Raw genomic sequence first — 22593 nt, forward strand, 5'->3', positions numbered from 1 at the left:
TTCTGTCATCAATAATGGTCGTAGGAACAATCACCAGTGTAGCGATGCCTCCCCAGAGGTTGGCAGTGGCGCAATCATTACCGCCCATTTTTGCTAATACCCCGGTAGAGCTGGTTCCATCTCAATCGTTTGTCCGCTTTCCGGTCAACACTTTCTTAGAGAATCTTGTGGTGGCTGGCGATGGGACACTGTACATTACCAGTCACGAAGACGGAAAGATTATTCGCCTGAACCCAAACGACAGCGGTACTCCTTCTATTTATGCTACGGTGGACGGAAAAGCATCAGGGCTGGCGCTGGCTCCAAACGGCAAGCTTTTAGTGACCGGATGGAACAGTGCTGGAGTGCCAGTTGTGTTCCAGATATCGGATGAGGGTGATGTAGAAACGCTGGTCACGCTGCCCGATGCCGTCTTTCTCAATGGGATCACTCCGTTGACGGGCGATCGCTACTTGATTGCTGATTCCTATCGCGGAGCGATTTGGGAATTGGATCTGGCGCAACAAACCGCTCGGATCTGGCTCGAACATCCCTTACTAACTCGGCAAGATGTCGCCAACCCAACGCCTGCGGTTAACGGTTTAAAGCGGTTTGGAGACACATTGTACGTCTCCAATACAGCACAAAACTTGCTGTTAAAGATTCCCCTCACGGCTCAAGGTGACCCTGGAGAGCCTGACATTTTCCTGCGGCAGGTAAACCTGGATGATTTTGCGTTTGATCAAAATGGTGATTTGTACGCGGCCACTCATATCTATAACAGTGTTGTCCAGATTACGCCGGACGGAACCGTGACCACGATCGCCCAGGCCGAGCAGGGGGTAACGGGCAGTACCGCGATCGCCTTTGGCCGTACAGGGCGCGATCGTACCCAAATCTATGTGGTTACCAATGGCGGTATGTTTTTGCCGCCTCCCACTGGAGTGGCTCCGGCTGAAGTGGTGCGGCTAGACGTTGGCACGGAAGGACTACCGCTGAACTAGCGAATTAACTCAACCAAAGGAATCTGAAATGAATATCGGAATCATCGGCGCGGGCAACATGGGCAGCGGCATGGGCAAATTCTGGGTCAAAAACGGGCACAACTTGATGTTTAGCTACTCCCGCAGCTCAGACAAGCTCAAATCTGTGGCCGCAGCAGTGGGCGAAACGGCTGCTGTAGGTACCCCGGCTGAAGCCGTTCAGTTTGGGGATGTAGTGGTGTTGGCCGTGTCCTGGTCAGCCGTGGAGGATGCACTTCAAGCGGCAGGGTCACTGGATGGCAAGGTGGTGTTGAGTTGTGTGAATGCCCTCTTGCCTGATATGAGCGGTTTAGCGGTTGGAACGTCGACTTCTGCTGCCGAAGAGATTGCCCGATTGGCTCCGGGTGCCAGGTTGGTTGAAGCAATGCCTGTTTTTGCAGAAGTGCTGCATTCACCTTCTCCACGTTTTGAAGGGGTGCAGCCCACTGTTTTCTATTGCGGAGATGATGAAGAGGCAAAGGCGATCGTGGCCGACTTGCTGCGAGAACTAGACGTGGAACCCATCGACGCTGGCCCTCTCAAAAATGCTCGATATGTAGAGCCATCTGGAATGTTGCTGGTTCAGCTTGCTTATGCTCAGGGCATGGGAGCTGTTGCCATGAAACTGCTTCAACGATAATGATTCAGGCTTCATGTGGGCACGTGCCGACGTGCCGTTACTTCGATCTCAATTCGCATCCGGGGATCGAAAAGACCTGCCACTATCATGGTTGCAGCAGGTCTGATCTCACCTAAATACTGCCGAAGCACTGCCCAACAGGGTTCGAAATCGTCCCGGTTGGGCAGAATATAGCGAACCCGAACAACGTCCTTCAGCGTACACTCTGCTTCCGCCAGGGCTGCTTCAATATTTTTAAAGCACTGTTCTGCCTGTTCAACTACATCATCTGCAATAGTCATTGTGCTGTAATTGAAGCCAGTCGTGCCGGAAATAAAGACCCAATCGCCATCCACGATCGCTCTGGAGTAGCCAATCTCTCGTTCAAAGGATGAGCCAGACGAAATAAGGCGACGACTCATGATTTCATTCCTCCGAGGCGGAGCTTGTGTTAGCAGAACGGCCTACTTGACGCTTTTGCAACATCAGCAAAATACTGGTATGAACATCACGGCTAATGGGATAGAACAAAGCAAATCCCAGTGCCCCAAACAAGGGCAAGGCTGGAAGTGAGCCAATCTCTAACCGGATAGCGAACCGGACTGATTCGGGCTGGATAGGGCTGAACTGGCCTCCAGTTACAGAAATTGCAGTCGTTTGTCGTTGGTATTTACTCACAGAGTGGGCTAAATCTGAGACACTAGTGAGAGTGCCATTATTCTCCTGTACTGGAGTGTGCTGGAGTGGACACGACCCCTAATTTAACGTATCCCAATCATGGCAGGTTTACTCGACGGCAAAGCATTAGCCGCACAGCTACAGGCCGATTTAACCGAACAGATTCAGGATTTAACTGCGACCTATGGGCGGCCTCCAGGTTTAGCCGTTTTGATGGTGGGCGATAACCCGGCCAGCGCTGCTTATGTACGCAACAAAGAGCGATCTTGCGCTAGAGTTGGGATTGCCTCCTACGGTAAACACTTTCCGGCAGAAACCGCCCAATCTGAGCTAGAGCAAACCATTGATGCTTTAAATCAGGATGAGCGGGTCGATGGGATTTTGGTGCAGTTACCGCTGCCGGGTCATTTAGACTCAGTGGCACTGTTAAATCAAATTCACCCCGATAAAGACGCGGATGGGCTACACCCGGTCAATCTGGGTCGGTTAGTGCGGGGTGACCCAGGGCTGCGGAGTTGTACGCCCGCTGGTGTAATGCGGCTGTTACAGACCTACAAAATTGACCTCCAGGGTAAGCAGGCTGTGGTGGTAGGGCGAAGTATTTTGGTGGGGAAACCCCTAGCGTTGATGCTGTTGGCCGAAAATGCCACAGTAACGGTCGCTCATTCCCGGTCGCACGATCTGGGCGCGATCGCTCGAACCGCCGATGTCTTGGTGGCGGCAGTGGGTCAGCCCAATCTAATTACGCCTGACATGGTCAAACCGGGAGCGGCTGTCATTGATGTAGGGATGAATCGCATTACAGATGACAGCGGCAACAGCCGTCTGGTTGGGGACGTTGACTTTCCGGCGGTGCAAGCCGTTGCTGGCTGGATCACGCCCGTGCCGGGGGGAGTTGGCCCCATGACAGTTGCCATGCTGCTCCACAATACGGTATTGAGTTATTGTCAACGCCAGCAGTCATAAAGCTGTGCAGTCATTGTGCAGTCGTAAAGGCGTGCTGGCTGGACACTGGCCGCAGCATTTAAACAGGAGACAGATTCATTTCAAGAATAGGGGAAACAGGTCGAACAGCTCAGGGGCGATCGCCTGCTTTATTACCGCCAGGAAAATAAACGGCCAACTGGCTCTAAGATGATCAACTGGAGATGGGTAACGCAGTGGTGGTGAGGAAATGACAAGCTCTAGCAATCGAGGCACAGGTGTGGCAGACGAAACAGATACGCAGTTTGATTTGGCAGACTATTTAGCAACGCAGCAAGCGCAGGTAGAAGCTGCCCTGAATCAATCTATTACTGTTGTCTATCCAGACAAAATTTATGAGGCAATGCGCTATTCCTTGATGGCGGGTGGCAAGCGGCTCCGCCCCATTCTGTGTTTAGCGACCTGCGAGCTGCTGGGGGGCACCACCGAAATGGCAATGCCTACGGCCTGCGCTCTGGAGATGATCCACACCATGTCGCTGATCCACGACGACCTACCCGCGATGGATAACGATGACTACCGACGAGGTAAACCAACCAACCACAAGGTGTATGGCGAAGATATTGCGATCCTGGCGGGTGACGGTTTGCTGGCCTACGCGTTTGAGTTTGTCGCTGCCCAAACGCAACAGGTTAGCGCTGAGCGAGTCTTGCAGGTGATTGCTCGGCTGGGACATGCAGTGGGCGCAGCCGGACTGGTGGGTGGGCAGGTGGTGGATTTAGAGTCGGAAGGGAAGCCAGATGTTTCGCTAGAGACGTTGAACTTCATCCATCGTCACAAAACTGGGGCGTTGTTAGAAGCGTCTGTGGTGTGTGGTGCAATTTTGGCAGGTGCCGACGACTCTAATTTGGTGCGGCTATCGAGGTATGCTCAGGATATTGGGCTGGCGTTTCAAATTGTGGACGACGTGCTAGATATTACGGCAACTCAAGAAGAACTAGGCAAAACAGCGGGCAAAGATCTTCAGGCTCAAAAAGCAACCTATCCAAGCTTTTGGGGAATTGAAGAATCGCGACGACAAGCTCAAGCGCTGGTTACTGCTGCTAAAGCGCAGGTGGAGCCGTTTGGCGATCGCGCTAAGCCGCTGCAAGCGATCGCTGATTACATTACTGCCCGCACCCACTAGGATGGAGTACTCCCATGCATAATATAAGCGACATCCTGGATAACCATATCCTGCTAATTGCCGTCTTTGCCTGCATTCTGGCTCAGGTCTTAAAGCTGTTGTTTGAGTTTGCCCGACACGGCAAAGTTAACTTTCGAACGCTGGTCGAAACGGGTGGAATGCCTAGCGCTCACTCGGCTCTGGTGACTTCGCTTGCGGTTGGGGTGGGGCAAACGGCTGGGTGGTCTAGCGGTGAGTTTGCGATCGCTTTTATCTTTGCCATCATTGTGATGTACGATGCCGCTGGAGTGCGGCAAGCGGCGGGTAAACAGGCTCGGATTCTGAACCAGATCGTTGACGAACTGTTTAGCAAAGAAACTGAATTTAACGATGAGCGGTTGAAAGAACTGCTCGGCCATACACCTGTGCAAGTGATTGCCGGATCGATTCTAGGAGCGGTGGTGTCCTGGTTGGCGGCTCCTGCTTATTGAGCGCAGAGCAATTAAAGAGCGCCTGATCTAGCAAGCCTTAACCAGAACACCTTGCCTACGGCTCATTAGCTGTACTGGCTTCATTCTGACTGGGTTGCTCCTGGCTGGCGGTGCTACCGGAGATGGCAACAGCGGGCGTTAATAGAACCACCCGACGGCTATCCACCATGGCTGCTGTAAAGCCGCGATCGCCCAGAGATTGCAGCAATGCCGCTGCTACCGTTGCATCGGTGGTATGCAACGCCAGCAGATAGGGGTTGCGGTTGTAAGCCGCTAACCCAATATCGCGGGCGAGAAGTTGCCGCATCTCTACAGCCAGGGTAGGACGGTTGAAGTAATTGACCAGCACCGCATAGCCCGCCCCCAATGCTTGCGGCCTATAGGCTGCTGTTTGGGCTGGTGAGGCAGATGCTGCCGTTGTGGCTGCGTTGGATGCTGTTGATTCTCCGCCAATAGAAGCAGCAGCGGGTGGACGAGCCACAAAGGCACTCATGCCACCCAGTTCATTGAGATACTGCGACCAAGAGTTGGCGTTTGCAGCACTGGTGAATCCGCCGACTCGAACGACAGCATTGTCTAAATACTGACAAACCGTGGTTGTGGCGTTCGGTGGTAGGGTTTGGCGCAACTGCGCTTGCACCTCTGGGGTTGCCTCAGATACTAACAGCAGATATTCACCTGCGGCTGGAGGAGTGCAGGCAGGAGTGGACTGCGCGATCGCACTGCCAACGGCCAGCACGCTCATCGTTGCCGACAGAACCGAACCCATCAGCACAGAACAGCGTTGGAGCGAAGTTTGATACATAATCTACAGCCCTCAAGCAATGATTTGAGTTGAAGGATACGACACACCCCTAATGCTGCATAGCTTACCAACGAATCAGTTCACCACGGGTCGGATGGGTTCGGAGCAGGCTAAGACACCGCCGCCAGTGAGGCCAGCGGATCGGGAATCGATGCGGAGGGAGCCTGGAATTCTCCAGTCATCACAAACTCTAATCGTAGCCTCAACCAGGTGATGAACTGAGCATTGGTTGAAACAATAGCGGCGGCTGGTTGAGGACACTGCGCTTTAACGGCTGCCAGTTCAGGTGCGTTCAAAAAGGCAGGCTGGTGGATCAACCAAAAGTCAATTTCTTTTTCCTGTTCGCGATAATTGCGTGTGCGCTCACGCAATACTTCTTCAATTGGCTCTTCTTCTGTCAAAAACCGCTGGCTTGCCAAAACGTAGTAATAAGTTTGCATTGTTCAAACGTTGAATCTAAATGGGGACGCAAAAACTATTTTGCAAGCAGTGCGAGCTGGCGGGATGACAAACCTCAAGACCTGCGGCTGGTTGCCTGACCGATCGTCCGGGTGCAGCTTCAGCGTAGTCGTAAACGACGCCCCTGCCAGTACCGTAGACTGAGCATAGCCGACGCTGATGCATGGAAGAATCAGCGTTTCAGGAGTTTTGTCAGTCAATTCAGACCATCAGAGACCTGTAGTTACCATCCGTACAACTCGTAGCCCAATAAAAGGATACCTGATGCTCCATTGGTTTTCGCGGCTTGCGGAGGGTTTCCGCTCTTGGCGAGTTAGATTCCACAATGGCACTATATTCAATGGCTTGGTTTTGGCAATTTCTCCAGGAGACGTTGTGGTTCAATCAACCGATGGCAATGGCGGCCATTCCCGCATGGATGTGCGTTACTGTCAGGACATCGTTTCAATATTGATGGGGTAGTGGGTTAGGGTTGTGGTCGCAGAGCGGTCATCCTAACTAAACCTCACAGACGAATGGTTTGTTCAACCGTCTGTTAGTTCAGTATTGGTCGTATTGCGATCGCACAATCCAAACGGGGAAAGGGCAAGCTCCCATTGCATGTGAGACACTACGCCAGGGCAATGATTGTCGCGGCTGCAACCACAGGGACGGCACCATTCCTGTAACTGGGCAGCTTAATGGCAGCTTAATGGCAGCATGACTATGATTTGTTCGTTCGTATTCAGCGGATTCAGGAATGGAAACCCGATTTAAACCAACGCCTGCTGAGGGCAATACCCGTTTCAGACTTGCGTTTGGGGCAAGAGTCTGGTGGCGCATATTGCCTGGTGTGGTCGCGTGTTTGGTCGTGATTGGGTTACTGCAAATTGGAGTAGGCGAACCGCTGGAACATTTAGCATACAACGCGCTATTCAACTGGCGAGGGTCTATTCCCTGGGGACGGCAGGTGGTCGTCATTGAAATTGATGACGATAGTTTAAGCGAATTGGGGCAGATGCCCTGGTCGCGGCAGCGCTATGCCACGTTAATTGATAGGCTGCAACCAGCAGAACCGACGGCTATTGTGTTTGATTTACTGCTGGCTGAGTCGAGTACCGAAGACGAACTGCTGGCAGCAGCAATGGCTCGCCAGGGACGGGTGGTGTTAGCTGAAACCTGGGATGAATCAGGTCGATCGATTAAACCCAGCGCGGTGTTGGCCGATGCGGCGATCGCCGTAGGGCATACTTATCGCAAAGCCGATTCAGACGGAATTATGCGTGTGGTGGAGCCGCAAAAGCGAGGGGTGACTGCCCTGGGAGTGATTGCCGCGCAACTGTACTCAAGCGCCGGGGAGCCTGTGGCCTTTCCCGACCTGGAACAGCCGCTCTGGATCAATTGGTTCGCCCCGGCGCGTGAAGCCATACGGTATCCGTTTCTGTCGGTGCTACAGGGGCAGGTTTCACCTCAAGCATTTCGCAACAAGATTGTCGTCATTGGAACCACGCTAACGGGGGGAGACTCGCTTAGCACTCCGTTCAACCGTAATTCGCCTGGCAGTGGTGTGTACCTGCAAGCCACTTTGATCAACAATCTGCTTCAGCAAAACCTGCTCAAGCGACCGCCCGAACGGTGGTGGGTTTTATTATTTTTGGCTGTTCCAGTCTTGGGGTTTGCGTTTAGCTACTGGACCTTTGAATTACAGATGGTGGCATGGCTGAGTCTGTGCTTGGGGTGGGCTTGTCTCAGTTTGGGGTTATTACATCTGAACTATTGGGTGCCTACCGCCGTGCCAATGCTGCTGTTTGGGTTAGCGGCAAGTTTGGTAGCCCTGGCCGAGCAGCTTCGCACCAACATCTTGCTGCGGCAGAGCGAAGAGCGGTATGCACTGGCGGTACATGGGGCAAACGAAGGTTTATGGGACTGGGATTTACGAGCCAATCGTACGTATTTTTCCTCCCGCTGGCAGGCAATGTTGGGCTGTCCAGAGGGCATGATTGGCGATCGCCCCCAGGAGTGGTTTAGCCGCGTCCATCCGGAGGATCTGCCGTCTCTAAAAACAACCCTTGATGAGTACATTCAAGGGCTAACCTCGCATTTTGAGCATGAACACCGCATGGCTCACCAGGACGGCACCTATCGCTGGATGTTAAGCCGGGGGTTGGCGGTACGCAATCGATACGGCGTAGCAGAACGCATGGTTGGTTCTCAAACGGACATCACCAAGCGCAAACGAGCCGAAGAGCAACTGCGGCGCAACGCCTTTTTTGATGGCCTGACGGGTTTACCCAATCGAGCTGGATTTTTGGATCATTTGCAGCAATCCATGACCCGCATCCAGAAATATCCGATGACCGCATTTGCAGTCTTCTGGCTTGATCTGGATCAGTTCAAGGTCGTGAACAACAGCCTGGGGAGCGAGTTGGGCGATCGCTTGCTGGTGGCGATCGCCCAACGCCTTAGCTCGTTTTTGATGGGGGATGACATCATTGCCAGAGTGGGTGGGGACGAATTCACCATTTTGTTGAATCAAGTTCAGGAAACGGGCGATGCCCTGCGAATGGCAGAACGGGTGCAGCAAGTGTTGTCTCTGCCGTTCAACCTGGATGGGCGCGAAGTCTTCATTACCGTGAGCATTGGTATTGCCTTAAGCTCAACGCGCTACACCCAACCAGACCACCTGCTGCGCGATGCCGATACAGCAATGCATCGGGCAAAAATGCTGGGTAGAGCCAGGTGCCAGGTGTTTGACCGAGCCATGCACACCCGGATGCTGATTCGTTTGCAGTTAGAAAACGATTTACGCCGTGCGATCGCTCTGGGTGAGCAAGATCTGGATGGTGCGGTTGATCTGAGCGGCATCTACCAGGAACTACAGCTTTATTACCAACCGATTATCCACCTTAGAACCCGACAAGTGGCCGGGTTTGAAGCGCTCGTTCGTTGGGAGCATCCAGAGCGGGGGTTTCTTATGCCCAGCAAATTTATTGCCATGGCGGAAGAAACGGGGCTGATCGTGCAGATGGGATGGTGGATTTTGCGACAGGCGTGTCGGCAAATGCAGCAATGGCGATCGCAATTCCCCAGTCAGGCGGAGATGGCTATTAGCGTCAACCTGTCTAGCAAGCAGTTTTCACAGGCGGGTTTAACTGAACAAGTCCGGCAAATTTTGCATGAAACCGAACTGGATGCGGCCTATCTCAAGCTAGAGATGACAGAAAGTACCATCATGGACAAAGCCGCATCGGTTGTTAACATGCTGTGGCAAATTCGAGGTTCAGGTATTCAGTTGGCGATCGATGATTTTGGTACGGGGTATTCCTCCCTGAGCTATCTGCGACGCTTTCCCATCAATACCCTAAAGATCGATCGGTCGTTCGTCAGCAAAATGGGCATCGACAGTGACGATAGCGCGGAAATTGTACGCACCATCTTGCTGTTAGCCCATAACCTGGGTCTGGATGTTACAGCCGAAGGGGTAGAAACCCAGGAACAGGCAGAACAGTTGCTTGCTATGAAATGTGAATACGGGCAGGGGTATTTCTTTTCAAAGCCTCTGGATACCGAAGCCGCCACCCAATTTTTAGCCAAGGCGAGCCTGGAAGTGCGTTGAAGCGAATGCAGTGCCTCTGGATGCGATCGCCTGCCACGTTAACAATTCTTATAAATCACTGACGGCACTCTTCAGAAATCCACAGCTTTTCCACAGGCAAGCCCGTGGTTTTCCACAGATATTTCGAGGTTTTCCACAGGTGTGAATTAATCCGCCTTAGTCTAACGTTGTTTAGCCTTTTTAGCTCAACCTGTTTATTGGCTCCGTGTCCGCTGGACCTAGCTGGAATGGGTTTAACTTCTGACCTTAAGGATTATTGCTGCGGTTCAATGCGGTAAAACAACTCGGTAGAATTGAGCTTGACCGTAGAGGATGGCGCATGAATTATCTCTGGTTCAAAGCATTTCATATTATTGGCATTGTTGCCTGGTTTGCTGGCTTGTTTTATTTACCTCGCCTGTTTGTTTATCACGTTGAAGCAAACGAACAGCCAGAACCTGCTCGTAGCATTTTGCAGCAGCAGTATCAAATCATGGAGAAGCGGCTTTATCGCATCATCATGACGCCAGCTCTGGTGGTTACGGTTACAATGGCGATCGCCATGCTCGTCATCAATCCTGACTTGCTCCACGATCGCTGGCTTCATATCAAACTAGGGCTGGTTGGGCTGCTGCTCGTTTACGATCACTACTGTCTCCGCTTAATGAAACAGATGTCGGCAGGTAAATTTACGTTGACCGGTCAGCAGTTGCGCTGGTTCAACGAAGTATCTACGATTCTGTTGGTGTTAATTGTGATGTTGGCGGTTTTCAAAAACAATTTCCCAACCAGTGGCGCAGCCTGGACAGTTTTTGCCATGGTGGTTGCTATGGCGGCGGCAATTCAGCTCTATGCCAAGAAGCGACGACTGGATCAAGAACGCAAGATGGCTGAAGCGGCATCCTTGAATGGAGCCGCGTCGGAACCGCAAGCTGGCTAAACCTGTTTAATCAATCAGAATTTATTTATCCTCGCAGAGACGCTTGCATCAGCGTCTTTTTTTTTGAACGGTTTTCTTGCGCTGATGCATTCTCTGCCCCACGTCAGGCGTTACAGAAGCGATCGCGGCTCCTACTTATTCCTTGTGCTGGACTGGCTGTTTAATGATTGCCGCTGCCCAGCAGAAACAGCCCCAGCATTGTGGCACTGTTCCACAGGCTATGAAGCAGCATGGGGGCAAGCAAACTGCGCGATCGCACATACACAAACCCTAAAACCGATCCCAACACGGCCAGTGGAATCACTTCCGATAGACTAAGGTGAGCAACGGCAAACAGTAAACTGCTGAGGGCGATCGCCCCCCAGGCAGGAACATAGCGCGTCAATGACGGTAGCAAAAAGCCGCGAAACAGCAGTTCTTCGAACACCGGAGCCGCAACAGCAGCGGTAAAGAAGAACATAGACAGTGCTACCGTATCTCCCTCTTCCAGGACGATCTGCAACAGTGGATTACTGCCCCCCTGACCCCGCCAAATTTGCTGATTCAGCAGCGATACGCCAATCATGAGGGGTAGCGCGACAAAGTAGCCTCCCACCCCCCAGACGAACCAGTTTCGCTGGCCGTTCAACCGAAACCACCCTTCAGGCAACGGCAAAAAGCGCCGGATAGACAGGTAAAGAACCAATACAGCCGAGCCAGCCATGAGTGCGTAATAAACCAGCGCATACACGGCTCTGGCTCGGTTGCTAAAGGACGAAAGGCTTAAGCCAACTACCTCTCTTAACAGGAACGGCAATACCAGTTGCCCAATAAAGAAAAAGCCGACAATTAGCACCTGCCAGACGATTTCCCAGTCCCAAGGAGTCTCCCAGCGATCGCTCTCAGGAAGAGCTAGCACAGCCTGTTTGCCCTGTATCGCTCGCTGGCTAATTAGAAAGACGAGCAGTCCCACGCCAATCAAGCAGCCAATCAACGGGGCTGTACCCACCAGAGCCAGTTTAACCAGGGTATCTTGAGCGGTGGTTTGCACTGCTGTTTGCAAGCTGGCCAGTGCATCTGGACGCTGTTGCAACTCATACAAACGAGTTAATGCCTGGTAACGAAACCACCCATTCAAATTCTGCTGCAGTTGACGTTCGGCATCGGGCAACAGTTGCGGCGGCTCGCTCCACAGTCCCAACAGCGTTCTGGCCGTTCTGGACACGGTAGACGGTTGCGTTTCAACCGCAGGAGTGGCTTGTTTGGTGTCCAGTGCCGTTTGCGTTCCAGCCGGGTTTTCAGCGATCGCCGTCCAGGTTTGCACTGCCTCTGTTACCTGGTTTTGCTGCGTCTGCAAAATCCCGATGCGTAAACCCAACTCGTTAAACAACGTTTGCTGGCTTTGCAGGGTAGCCTCTAGCTGCTGCTGCTGAGGGGTAACAATGGGCGGAGTAGACGAGGCCGCCGATGGTTCCGGTAGCGTTGGTTGAGATTCTAACTCCTGTAATCGGGCTTGCAGCTTTTCTAAATTGGCTTGCGCCGTCTGCCGCACTTCTTGATACTCGTTTAGCGCGGTTTCAAGCGGATTCTCTCCAAGCAGGGCTTCCCTCGCCTGAGCCAGATTCGTGTCTGTTCCCTCTTCAACTTGAATTTCGCTAGCGCTGAGCAGTAGATCTGTTTGGTAAAGTTGGAGGCGATCGGTGATCTGTGCCTCGCTTAAACTACTGAATAGCGAGCCTCCTACGAGGAGAACGACAACGAGCGTAATTGCTGCCAGAATTAATCGTTTTGGAGTCATTCTTTACTTAACCATTTCCTGACTGGCATTATCGCACTGTTCATCGGTCAGAATTGTTTAGAGCCGTACCCCGAACAGGGTAGAATGCTTCTGATTTTGTGTACTCAGTCTCACGGAGGGTAAAGCCCTGGCTACTCGCGTTATTCTCGTCCGGCATGGCGAGAGCACCTACAACGTCCAGCGTCGGGTTCAGGGTCACTGCGACGAGTCAAATTTGACTGAAGCAGGTCGTGCCGGTGCCCAACAGGTTGGAATGGCACTCCGAGGTTTGCCATTCGCGGCAGCCTACAGCAGTCCTTTGATGCGGGCTAGAACAACCGCAGAGTTGATCTTGGCTGGCTTAGACGCTAACCCATCGCTCGATCTGAACTTGAGTGACGATCTGAAGGAAATCAATTTATTGCCCTGGGAAGGGTTGAGTTTTCAAGACGTTGAACAGCAATTTCCAGAAGCCTACCTTTGCTGGCGCGATCGCCCCCACGAGTTGTGCTTTCAGGTGCCAACCGCCAACGGCATGGCCGATTTTTATCCTGTACCTGCTCTGTTCGAGCAGGCAAAGCGATTTTGGCAGTCGGTGTTACCCGACCATCTAGGCGACACTATTTTGGTAGTGGCTCACAGCGGCATCAACCGCTGTTTAATTAGCAGTGCAATTGGGCTGGGGCCAGAGGGCTATACAGCGTTCCACCAGGCCAACTGCGGCATCAACGTCCTTAACTTTTCGGGTGGGTTGGGCGACCCCGTACAGTTGGAATCGACCAACTTAACGGCTCACTTGGGCGACCCATTACCCAAAATGCGAGCCAATCAGCGTGGGCCGCGTCTGCTTTTGGTGCGCCACGGCGAAACCGATTGGAACCGTCAGAAACGCTTCCAGGGTCAGATTGATGTGCCGCTTAATCCACAGGGGCAAGTGCAGGCCGCTCAAGCGGCGGCTTTTTTGCAGAATATTCCGCTCGATCGCGCGGTTAGCAGCCCCATGCTGCGCCCAAAGGAAACGGCTGAACGCATTTTGCAAGATCATCCCCACCTCACGCTGGAGTTAGACAGCAACCTGCGTGAAATTAGCCACGGTCGTTGGGAAGGCCAGTTGGAAGAGGACATTGAAGCCGCCTATCCCGGTTTGCTAGAGCAGTGGCAAAAAGCGCCTGAAACCGTACAAATGCCGGAAGGCGAAAACTTGCAGCAGGTCTGGGATCGGACGATCGCTGCCTGGGATGCCATTGTTGCCTCTACGCCCGTCAATGACCTGGCTCAGATTCCAACGGTTTTAGTGGTTGCCCATGATGCGGTCAACAAAGCCATTCTTTGCTATCTGGCTGGGTTAGGCCCAGAACACTTCTGGACCTTTAAGCAGGGTAACGGAGCCGTGAGTGTGATTGATTACCATCGTGGGGGCGATCAGCCGCCGATGCTGCAAGCGGTTAACATCACCAGCCATTTGGGGGGAGTCCTCGATAAAACAGCGGCAGGAGCGTTATAGAGTTGGGAGGGATGGATTTAACTTCAGCCAACTGTCGTCTCCCCCTCCATTCCTCGTTTTTCAGACCTCTCAGCTATGACGAGTGAACTGCTAAGACAAGTTCGATTGCTTGATCCGGTTGCGGATACGGATCGCGTTGCCGATGTGCTAATTACAGACGGCACAATTGCGGCAGTTGAGCCACATATCGGTGATGTTCCAGCCGCAGCCGAAATTGTCGATCGCCCTGGTTTGGTGTTAGGAACCGGATTGATTGATCTCTACAGCCATTCTGGAGAGCCAGGGTTTGAATCGCGGGAAACGCTCCAGTCCCTGCGGCAAGCGGCGATCGCCGGTGGGTTTACTCGGTTAACGGTGCTGCCCGATACCCAACCTGCGATCGACCATCCTGGAGGAGTCGAGTTTTTACGCTCCAGTCTCCAATCGTCCTCAACCGCTCTGCCCCAGGTTCAACTTTGGGGAGCGTTGACGCTGGGGGCAGCAGGCAAACAGTTGGCGGAGCTGGCTGATCTAGCAGCGGCAGGCGTGGTTGGGTTTGCCGAGAGCCAGTCGTTACAGAATTGGGCTCTGCTGCGGCGATCGCTGGAATATGCCCAGCCGTTGGGCAAGCCAATTGCGCTGTGGTGTTGGGATGCCGAACTGAGCGGTGGCGGTGTGGTTCGTGATGGAGTCGAGGCCATGCGGTTGGGGCTACCCGGCAACCCCAGCTTTGCAGAAACCGCTCCCCTGGCAGCGTTGCTGGAATGTGTGGCGGCGATCGGGACTCCGGTTCACCTGATGCGCGTTTCAACCGCTCGCAGCGTAGAGCAAATTGCCGCCGCCAAAGCCAGCGGTTTACCGATTACAGCCAGTACAACCTGGATGCATTTACTGCTGAACATCAATGCGGTGCAAAGCTATGATCCCAGCTTGCGGCTGGAGCCACCGTTGGGAAACCCAACCGACCAGGCAGCACTGATTGATGCAGTGGAGCAGGGCATTATTGACGCGATCGCCATTGACCACACCCCCTACACCTACGAGGAAAAAACGGTTGCCTTTGCAGAAGCGCCACCCGGAGCGATCGGGCTGGAACTAGCGTTGCCGCTACTGTGGCAACGGTTGGTTGAGTCTGGCAACTGGTCAGCGTTGACGTTGTGGCGTGCCCTTAGCGTTCACCCGGCTAGATGTCTGGGGCAGCCGTTAGAAGCGATCGCACCCAACCAGAGGGCTGAACTTACCCTGTTCGATCCGCAACAGACCTGGAAAGTGACCTCAAGCAGCTTGAAGTCAACCTCGACCAACACACCCTGGCTGGGTCAGGAGCTGATTGGTCGAGTGATAAAAGTGTGGACTCCTTGAGCACGCCTATTGCGCCGCTGGGGCTGCCTCTTCTGCTGAACCCTGGCGATAGGGTGGGGTGGGGCCAAGCTCACCCATGCGATTGGGCGGCCAAAACCGAACCACCGCACGGCCAATAATATTCTCCCGAGGCACATAGCCCCAGAAGTGGCTGTCGTAACTGTTGTTGCGGTTGTCGCCCAACACTAAATAAGAATCGGGAGGAACCGTTTCAGGCCCCCATTGATAATCGGGTTCTGCCGCAATATAGTTTTCTCGGATGGCTTCACCATTGACATAAACGCGACCACCCCTGACCTCAATTGTGTCGCCCGGTAAGCCAATCACCCGCTTGATAAACGCGTCTCTTAAGCTAGGGTTTTCTTGCCTTAGCCGCTCGTTTGGCCAAAAGACAACAATGTCTCCCCGTTGCGGCGAGTTGAAGTGGTAGCTAATTTTTTCAACAATTAAGCGATCGTTCACTTCTAGCGTTGGCAACATCGACTCAGAGGGAATGTAGCGAGCCTCTGCAACAAAATGACGAATACCCAGCGCTAAAACGATGCTTAGTCCAATGGTCTTGAGACCCTCTACCACCGGATTTTCTGAATTTTTCACAGTATTCTTACCTGATGAACGAGACGCCGACATTTTAGACACTCCTGTATCTGGTTGTCCTCCTGGATGAGATGTGTCAGAAACGAGCGGTTGCGTGCTGTCAGACCCAGGTTGAGCATTGTGATCAGATTGGATAGACATGTTATAGCTTGTACGTTCAGCTCCATTCTAAAGAATTTGCTTGAGTGATGTTTGTACGCTACCGCCGATCAATCAAGGTATCAGAGTTGTATCACAAGTTAGAGCGAGTTTGTCTAGGAAAATCTAGCAAATCTTCACTCTGATTGGCGATATTCGCAGAAGATCATCTACACAGAGCGAATTCTTAATTAATTTATAGTCAAGGTTCCAGTCAAAGGGAGGCCATTCTTTGCTACCTTCGACTAAAGTGCATCGGTCTGGATTGCCAATTTATACATTATCCAGATAAATGATCCAGACTTGCCCACTCACTTCACCCCTTTAACTGATGGCTGCCAACTCCCTGTTGCTTCGTCGCGCTGAGATTCTGTTGCCCAACGGAGAATTTCTCAGGGGCGATGTTCAGATTCGCGATCGCTCCATTGTCCAGGTTGCGCCCGACATCTCCGCTTCAACCGTGGATTCAGGCACTAGAGAAATTGACGCAGATGGACTGACTTTGTTGCCAGGAGTCATTGATCCACAGGTGCATTTTCGTGATCCTGGCCTGGAACATAAAGAAGATTTGTATACCGCCAGCCGTGCTTGCGCTAGAGGTGGCGTAACGTCGTTTCTGGAAATGCCGAATACAAAGCCGCTGACGACAACCCAGACGGTACTGAACGACAAATTAGCGTTAGCGGCCAGTAAGTGTTTGGTCAACTATGGTTTCTTTATTGGCGCGACGGCTGAAAATTTGCCCGACCTGGTGACAGCCAACCCCACCCCCGGCATCAAAATTTTTATGGGGTCGATGCATGGCGCGTTGCTGGTTGATCAGAAAGCGGCATTGGAGAGTATTTTTGCGAACGGCTCGCGGTTAATTGCGGTTCATGCCGAAGACCAGGATCGAATTCGGCAACGGCGAGAACAGTTTGCGGGTCATTCTGATCCGGCGATTCATTCTCAAATTCAAGACAATCAGGCGGCGCTAGAAGCAACCCAACTGGCGATCGGCCTGTCCAAGAAATATCACCGTAGGCTCCACATCTTGCATCTGTCTACGGCAGACGAAGCGGAACTGCTGCGCCACGACAAACCCGCCTGGGTGACCGCAGAAGTTACACCTCAACATTTGCTGCTCAATACCAGCGCCTACGAAACGATCGGCACCCTGGCTCAAATGAATCCGCCGTTGCGATCGCCCCACGACAATGACGTGCTCTGGCAAGCGTTGCTCGATGGCGTGATTGACTTTATCGCCACCGACCATGCTCCCCACACGCTGGCCGAAAAAGCGCAGCCCTATCCCAACTCGCCATCGGGAATGCCGGGAGTGGAAACCTCATTGGCGCTGATGTTGACTCAGGCCGTGCAGGGACGGTGTACCGTTGCTCAAGTGTCCCGGTGGATGTCAACGGCCGTTGCCCAAGCCTACGGAATTCCGAACAAGGGGGCGATCGCCCCTGGCTACGATGCCGATCTGGTTCTGGTGGATCTCAACACCTATCGTCCGGTGGTGCGAGAAGAACTGCAAACCAAGTGTGGCTGGAGTCCGTTTGAAGGCTGGAACCTCACCGGATGGGCAGCCGTTACTATCGTTGGTGGGCAGGTCGTCTATGACCACGGCAAATTTAACACTGAGGTGCGAGGGCAGGCTCTCACGTTCAATCAGTAGGTTGATTAAATGATGGGTAAAGGCTGCACGCTATCAAAGCGGACAGTAACATCGGGCAGCGGCTTGAGCCGGGGGCCTTCTTCTAAACCAAACCGAATTTCTCGATTGGTCAGCAGATAGTAGCTACCGATTTTTTCATAAAAGTCTCGCACGTCGTCTTGTTCCAGCACCTCTCCCGTTTGCACATCCTTAAAGGTCACTTGAAACCGGGTTGGCAGATAGCCCTCAGGCGTGCGAATAGACCCCAACGTATCCACCTTCACGGCGACATCGCCTAAAACGCGATTGACCTGCTTAATTTCCTGGTCTTTCACTTTGTAATGAGAGTCGCTATCATCTCCAAGCTGCTGAATTTCGGTAGCGCCTGTTTCATCCTCACCTACTCGCTCAAATTGATGCTGTTGATGCCGTTCGGCAAACGGGACTCGCTTTAGATGGGTGATGCTCATTTGAAGTTGAGAATCAACGAGTTGAGCCACATCGCGGTTTTCAATGTTGATCACGTCTGTTGTCAAGTCAGGCTTAACGTGCACCAGACCGTGATAAAGCTGCCCTTCATAGCGAACAGATACTTCTGCCTGATACCCCGGAAAGTCGATATTCCAGGTATACCGATGCTCGTATGCGTCTCGAAACAGATCAAGCGCCGACTCTGCGGCGGGTCCCGTGATCGCAGGCGGGGAATTGTCCATCCGATCGCCCAATGCCTCAGCCGCGATCGCACTGCTGCTCACTCCCCAACTGCTCAGCAGCAACAGTAGGCTGAGGCTCCAGTTGAGGAGGGTTCGACCCATTGAGTTCAATTGCATATCAAGACGTTATAAAGACTACACAGGGGTTGTCGCCGGAATCTTCTTCTCAAGCATTAGTTTAGAGCGCTTCACAGGTTCTGGCACGGCGATAGGATAGTTGCCCGTAAAGCAAGCAGAGCAGAATCCTTCTGGATCTTCTCCGGTGGCTTTCAACATCCCTTCCCAACTGAGATAGGCCAGTGAATCGACCCCAATTTGAGCCGAAATATCTGCAACGGACTTGGTTGCCGCAATTAACTGGTTCTGGCTGTCGGTGTCAATGCCGTAGAAACAAGGATGCGTTACCGGAGGAGACGAAATCCGCATATGAACTTCGATCGCCCCTGCATCGCGCAATGCTTTGACGATTTTCTTGCTGGTTGTGCCGCGCACAATAGAATCATCCACAATCAAAATACGCTTGCCTTGCAGCACATCTTTGAGCGGGTTGAGCTTCATCCGAATGCCCGCTTCTCGCATACTTTGAGTCGGCTGAATGAAGGTTCGCCCCACATAGCGGTTTTTAATCAATCCTTCTGCATAGGGAATCTCAGACGCTTGAGAGAACCCGATCGCCGCTGGAATACCAGAATCGGGTACGCCCAAAATTAAATCGACCTCGGCGGGTGCTTCCATTGCTAATTGATGCCCCAACCGCAACCGATAGCTGTACAGGCTCTCTTCATGCATAACGCTATCGGGACGGGCAAAGTAAATCATCTCAAAGATGCACAGCTTGCGCTGCGCTTGAGGTGCCCATTTCACCGAGGATAAGCCTTGCTCATCAATCCAGACGAGTTCACCTGGTTCAACATCCCGTAAGTAATCGGCTCCAATGATGTCCAGGCCGCAGGTTTCAGAGGCAAATACGTAGCGGATTGGCGCATCCGAGTCGTCATCACTCAACGTTCCAATTACCAGCGGTCGAATGCCATTGGGATCGCGAACACCCATCACACCTGTGGGAGTGGCGATCGCCAAACTAAATGCCCCCTTACAGCGATGGAAGGCGCTAACTGCCCCCTCGATCCAGTCTTTGCCAGCGTTGACCTCTTCAGCAAGGGCGATCGCAATCAGTTCAGAGTCGGTGGTGGTCAGTAAGTTGACGTTGGTTTGAATAATTTCCTCGCGCAAGGCAGACGCATTGACGAGGTTGCCGTTGTGGGTCAGCGCCAATGGGCCAAGCCGGGTTTCAACCACCGCAGGCTGAGCATTCACCACCCGGCTAGACCCAGTGGTGGAATACCGCGTATGCCCAACGGCGTGGTCTCCAATCAAATCAGCCAAAATTTGCTCACTAAAGACTTGAGAAACCAGCCCCATGTCTTTGTGCAAGCAAACCTGGTCACCTTTAAACGTTGCAATGCCAGCAGATTCTTGACCTCGATGCTGCAAGGCATACAGCCCAAAGTATGTGAGTTTAGCAACGTCTTCTCCGGGGGCAAATATGCCAAATACTCCACAGGCTTCTTCCGGTTTGTCGGGACGATCGGAAGTAGGATCAACATCATGCTCAGAAAGCAGTTCGGCAGAATGCGAGCAGTCGGAAGATTGAGGCATCATGGGAGAATTTGGCTCCTATTGGGGACGATTGAAGTAGTGCAGAACACACGGATCCGGATGACGTAGCCAGTTCATGAGAAAGCAAGTTGCTTTTAATTATTTCTTAACATTCCCACTCCCTAACAGTAGCGCAACGTCAGGTTTACTACCAGTAACTTGAAAGCCTGATGACGGCAGAGCCGTTAAACCGCTAAACGGCGATCGATCGCATGAAGCCACCGCTCCCTTACCTCTGTCATCCTAGCGTTGATTAACGTCAGGTTATCAGCAGTCGAGATTCGGAGATCACTGCCTTTGCGGCCAACTGTGCCCAGTCGCTGCCATTGCGTTCCCAGGTGTTGATTGAGATAGGATTCCCAGGGTTCAATGGAATCTGGAGGTACTGACACGACAATTCTGGCTCCCCCTTCGCCAAACAGCATTCGATCCCAACGAACGGAGGTATTCGAGTCAATATCCAGGGTAATGTTGGCACCGTAGTCATGAGTGGTGCCGCACTCGGCAAGGGCGATCGCCAGTCCCCCCTCGGCGCAATCGTGAGCCGAGCGAATCCATCCCTGCTGAATGCCATCTCGGCACACCATTTGCACCATTTGTTCTAGTTCAAAATCGACGATGGGCGGTATTCCCGCCACGGTGCTGTGGATGCTAGCCAGATACTCTGACCCACCCAGCGTTAAGCGGCGATCGTGTTGTGCCATTGTTTGAGATGCCATTTCGGGCGTAAAACCCAGCAGATAAATCACATCTCCTTCAGCCAGCCAGCTTTGACCCCGGCTTTGCGTCACATCTGCCACGGCTCCTACCATGCCAACGACAGGCGTGGGGTAAATTGCCTGGGGAGTTCCGGCAGCATCTAACGTCTCGTTATACAGCGACACATTGCCCCCTGTAACGGGCGTTTCAAATTCGCGGCAGGCTTCTGCTAAGCCGCGACAGGCTTCTGCCAACTGCCAGTAGCCGATGGGTTTTTCTGGGCTGCCAAAGTTGAGGTTGTCGGTTACGGCGAGCGGCTCTGCCCCAACGCAGCTCAAGTTGCGGGCGGCTTCTGCCACGGCTGCTTTGGCTCCTTCGTAGGGATGGAGATAGACATAGCGAGCGTTGCAATCTACGGTGGCTGCAACCCCTTTAACGCTGGCTGTGGCCGTTGTGCCGTTCTCGGTTTCTTGGGGACGTAATCGAATCACTGCGGCATCTGCACCCCCCGGCAGCACAACGGTGTTGTTCTGCACTTGCTGGTCGTATTGGCGATAAACCCACTGCTTAGAGGCGATCGACGGTGTATCCAACAGCCGCAGCAGTACCTCCGTCCACGATAATGCGTCGCCTGCTACTGTAATACCGTCTGTTGTGCAGGGCGGCAACGATTCTTCCATCCAGGCCCAGGCATGTTGCGCGTATGCGGGCGGTTCGGCCAACAATTCTCGATGATAAATTGGCGTGTTGTCTGATAATGCGGTTGCCGGAATTTCAGCCGCTACGTCTCCCTGGAACAAGATCCGCACGATCGATTCTTCAATTACCGTTCCGGCGACGACAGCGTGCAAGCCCCACCGTTCAAAAATATCGATGAGTTCCTGCTCACGTCCTTTATGAGCCACAAACAGCATTCGTTCTTGCGATTCAGACAGCAGGTATTCGTAGGGCACCATTCCCGTTTCGCGGACTGGAATGCGATCGAGATCTAGCTCAATGCCCACGCCACCTTTTGCCGCCATTTCCGAGGTGGAGCAAGTGAGGCCAGCAGCCCCCATGTCCTGGGCAGCGGCAACGGCTCCAGTTTTGAAGGCTTCCAAACACGCCTCAATCAATGACTTTTCTAGAAACGGGTCGCCCACTTGCACCGCTGGACGGTCTGCCTCCGATTCATCGCTCAATTCCGCACTGGCAAAGCTGGCACCGCCCATGCCGTCTCGTCCGGTGGTGGAGCCAACGTACAGCACCGGATTCCCAATCCCGATCGCCCCCGATTTGACAATTTCTGGTGTTTCCATCAGCCCTAGCGCCATTGCATTCACTAAGGGATTACCCGAATAGGCTGGATCAAAGTACACCTCACCGCCTACGGTTGGCACACCCACACAGTTGCCGTAGTGGGCAATGCCTGCCACCACGCCACCAAACAGCCGTCGGGTGCGAGCGTCTTCTAGGGAACCAAACCGCAGAGAATTGAGTACGGCGATCGGACGAGCGCCCATGGTAAAAATGTCCCGTAGAATACCCCCCACCCCTGTGGCGGCACCTTGAAACGGCTCGACGGCTGAGGGATGGTTGTGGGATTCAATTTTGAAGGCAAGCTGGAGGCCATCGCCCATGTCTACCACGCCCGCGTTTTCGCCGGGGCCAACCAGAATGCGCGTTCCGGTGGTGGGAAACTGTTTGAGCAAGGGTCTTGAGTTTTTATAGCAGCAGTGTTCTGACCACATCACCCCAAACATGCCTAGTTCAGCTTTGTTGGGATGCCGCCCCAGCCGATGGACAATTTCTTCGTACTCGTTGGGCTTTAACCCTTCGGCGGCAATTTCTTCGGCAGAAAAAGGAGCAGATGAGGCGGACATAAACTTGTGTAGCGATCGATGGAACAGGT

19 protein-coding genes are annotated in these 22593 nt (G+C 53.0%); 10 read left to right on the forward strand and 9 right to left on the reverse strand.

Features of this window, described 5'->3' with window-relative positions; all coding sequences use genetic code 11:
• The first annotated feature begins 59 nt into the window (after positions 1-59).
• Both IQ268_RS05645 and IQ268_RS05650 read left to right on the forward strand, forming a co-directional pair.
• Entirely contained in the window at positions 60-983 is a 924-nt protein-coding gene (locus tag IQ268_RS05645; RefSeq protein WP_370584649.1) for an SMP-30/gluconolactonase/LRE family protein, read from the forward strand.
• Positions 984-1011: 28 nt separating this feature from the next.
• On the forward strand, positions 1012-1641 hold the full coding sequence (locus IQ268_RS05650; protein ID WP_193876420.1) for an NADPH-dependent F420 reductase: 630 nt from the start codon (positions 1012-1014) through the stop codon (positions 1639-1641).
• 11 nt (positions 1642-1652) lie between these two features.
• Here the strand turns inward: IQ268_RS05650 and IQ268_RS05655 are convergent, their stop codons facing one another.
• Both IQ268_RS05655 and IQ268_RS05660 read right to left on the reverse strand, forming a co-directional pair.
• Positions 1653-2042: a RidA family protein gene (locus IQ268_RS05655; protein ID WP_228035123.1), complete on the reverse strand. Its 390-nt coding sequence runs from the start codon at positions 2040-2042 to the stop codon at positions 1653-1655.
• A 4-nt stretch (positions 2043-2046) separates the two neighbouring features.
• The gene (locus IQ268_RS05660; protein WP_193876422.1) at positions 2047-2298 is read right to left on the reverse strand and encodes a hypothetical protein; all 252 of its coding nucleotides are present in this window, start codon (positions 2296-2298) and stop codon (positions 2047-2049) included.
• Between the two features lie 99 nt (positions 2299-2397).
• Between IQ268_RS05660 and folD the strand changes: the two genes are divergently transcribed.
• From folD to IQ268_RS05675, 3 genes are all read left to right on the forward strand, one after another.
• Positions 2398-3264 (forward strand): bifunctional methylenetetrahydrofolate dehydrogenase/methenyltetrahydrofolate cyclohydrolase FolD, encoded by an 867-nt coding sequence (gene folD / locus IQ268_RS05665; RefSeq protein WP_193876424.1) that lies wholly within the window; start codon positions 2398-2400, stop codon positions 3262-3264.
• Between the two features lie 208 nt (positions 3265-3472).
• Complete coding sequence (crtE, locus tag IQ268_RS05670; protein ID WP_193876426.1) at positions 3473-4408, forward strand: geranylgeranyl diphosphate synthase CrtE; 936 nt, start codon at positions 3473-3475, stop codon at positions 4406-4408.
• Positions 4409-4422: 14 nt separating this feature from the next.
• Positions 4423-4878: a divergent PAP2 family protein gene (locus IQ268_RS05675; protein ID WP_193876428.1), complete on the forward strand. Its 456-nt coding sequence runs from the start codon at positions 4423-4425 to the stop codon at positions 4876-4878.
• A 55-nt stretch (positions 4879-4933) separates the two neighbouring features.
• Here IQ268_RS05675 and IQ268_RS05680 read toward each other — a convergent pair whose 3' ends face one another.
• Complete coding sequence (locus IQ268_RS05680) at positions 4934-5683, reverse strand: hypothetical protein (RefSeq protein ID WP_193876430.1); 750 nt, start codon at positions 5681-5683, stop codon at positions 4934-4936.
• Between the two features lie 110 nt (positions 5684-5793).
• Positions 5794-6123 (reverse strand): MgPME-cyclase complex family protein, encoded by a 330-nt coding sequence (locus IQ268_RS05685; protein WP_193876432.1) that lies wholly within the window; start codon positions 6121-6123, stop codon positions 5794-5796.
• 758 nt (positions 6124-6881) lie between these two features.
• Between IQ268_RS05685 and IQ268_RS05690 the strand changes: the two genes are divergently transcribed.
• Positions 6882-9737: an EAL domain-containing protein gene (locus IQ268_RS05690; RefSeq protein ID WP_193876434.1), complete on the forward strand. Its 2856-nt coding sequence runs from the start codon at positions 6882-6884 to the stop codon at positions 9735-9737.
• Between the two features lie 319 nt (positions 9738-10056).
• Positions 10057-10656 carry a protoporphyrinogen oxidase HemJ gene (hemJ, locus tag IQ268_RS05695; protein ID WP_193876436.1) on the forward strand — a complete coding sequence of 200 codons (600 nt, stop codon included), beginning with the start codon at positions 10057-10059 and terminating at the stop codon, positions 10654-10656.
• 160 nt (positions 10657-10816) lie between these two features.
• Here the strand turns inward: hemJ and IQ268_RS05700 are convergent, their stop codons facing one another.
• Positions 10817-12433, reverse strand: coding sequence for a CPBP family intramembrane glutamic endopeptidase (locus tag IQ268_RS05700; RefSeq protein ID WP_193876438.1), 1617 nt, complete (start codon positions 12431-12433; stop codon positions 10817-10819).
• 127 nt (positions 12434-12560) lie between these two features.
• Between IQ268_RS05700 and IQ268_RS05705 the strand changes: the two genes are divergently transcribed.
• Both IQ268_RS05705 and IQ268_RS05710 read left to right on the forward strand, forming a co-directional pair.
• Positions 12561-13916, forward strand: coding sequence for a histidine phosphatase family protein (locus IQ268_RS05705; protein WP_193876599.1), 1356 nt, complete (start codon positions 12561-12563; stop codon positions 13914-13916).
• A gap of 75 nt (positions 13917-13991) precedes the next feature.
• Entirely contained in the window at positions 13992-15257 is a 1266-nt protein-coding gene (locus tag IQ268_RS05710; protein ID WP_193876440.1) for a dihydroorotase, read from the forward strand.
• Positions 15258-15263: 6 nt separating this feature from the next.
• On the opposite strand, the gene lepB is transcribed toward IQ268_RS05710, so the two are convergent.
• A complete protein-coding gene (gene lepB, locus IQ268_RS05715; protein ID WP_193876442.1) occupies positions 15264-15887 on the reverse strand; it encodes a signal peptidase I in 624 nt (207 codons plus the stop codon).
• A 436-nt stretch (positions 15888-16323) separates the two neighbouring features.
• On the opposite strand from lepB, the gene IQ268_RS05720 reads away from it, so the two are divergent.
• Positions 16324-17652 (forward strand): dihydroorotase, encoded by a 1329-nt coding sequence (locus IQ268_RS05720; RefSeq protein ID WP_228035124.1) that lies wholly within the window; start codon positions 16324-16326, stop codon positions 17650-17652.
• A 5-nt stretch (positions 17653-17657) separates the two neighbouring features.
• Here the strand turns inward: IQ268_RS05720 and IQ268_RS05725 are convergent, their stop codons facing one another.
• From IQ268_RS05725 to purL, 3 genes are all read right to left on the reverse strand, one after another.
• Positions 17658-18461 carry a DUF3386 family protein gene (locus IQ268_RS05725; RefSeq protein ID WP_228035125.1) on the reverse strand — a complete coding sequence of 268 codons (804 nt, stop codon included), beginning with the start codon at positions 18459-18461 and terminating at the stop codon, positions 17658-17660.
• A gap of 18 nt (positions 18462-18479) precedes the next feature.
• Entirely contained in the window at positions 18480-20006 is a 1527-nt protein-coding gene (gene purF, locus IQ268_RS05730; RefSeq protein WP_193876444.1) for an amidophosphoribosyltransferase, read from the reverse strand.
• A 182-nt stretch (positions 20007-20188) separates the two neighbouring features.
• Complete coding sequence (gene purL / locus IQ268_RS05735; RefSeq protein WP_193876446.1) at positions 20189-22564, reverse strand: phosphoribosylformylglycinamidine synthase subunit PurL; 2376 nt, start codon at positions 22562-22564, stop codon at positions 20189-20191.
• Between the last annotated feature and the right edge of the window lie 29 nt (positions 22565-22593).

The organism is Oculatella sp. LEGE 06141 (genome assembly GCF_015207605.1).
In the GTDB taxonomy this organism is placed as follows: domain Bacteria; phylum Cyanobacteriota; class Cyanobacteriia; order Elainellales; family Elainellaceae; genus Oculatella.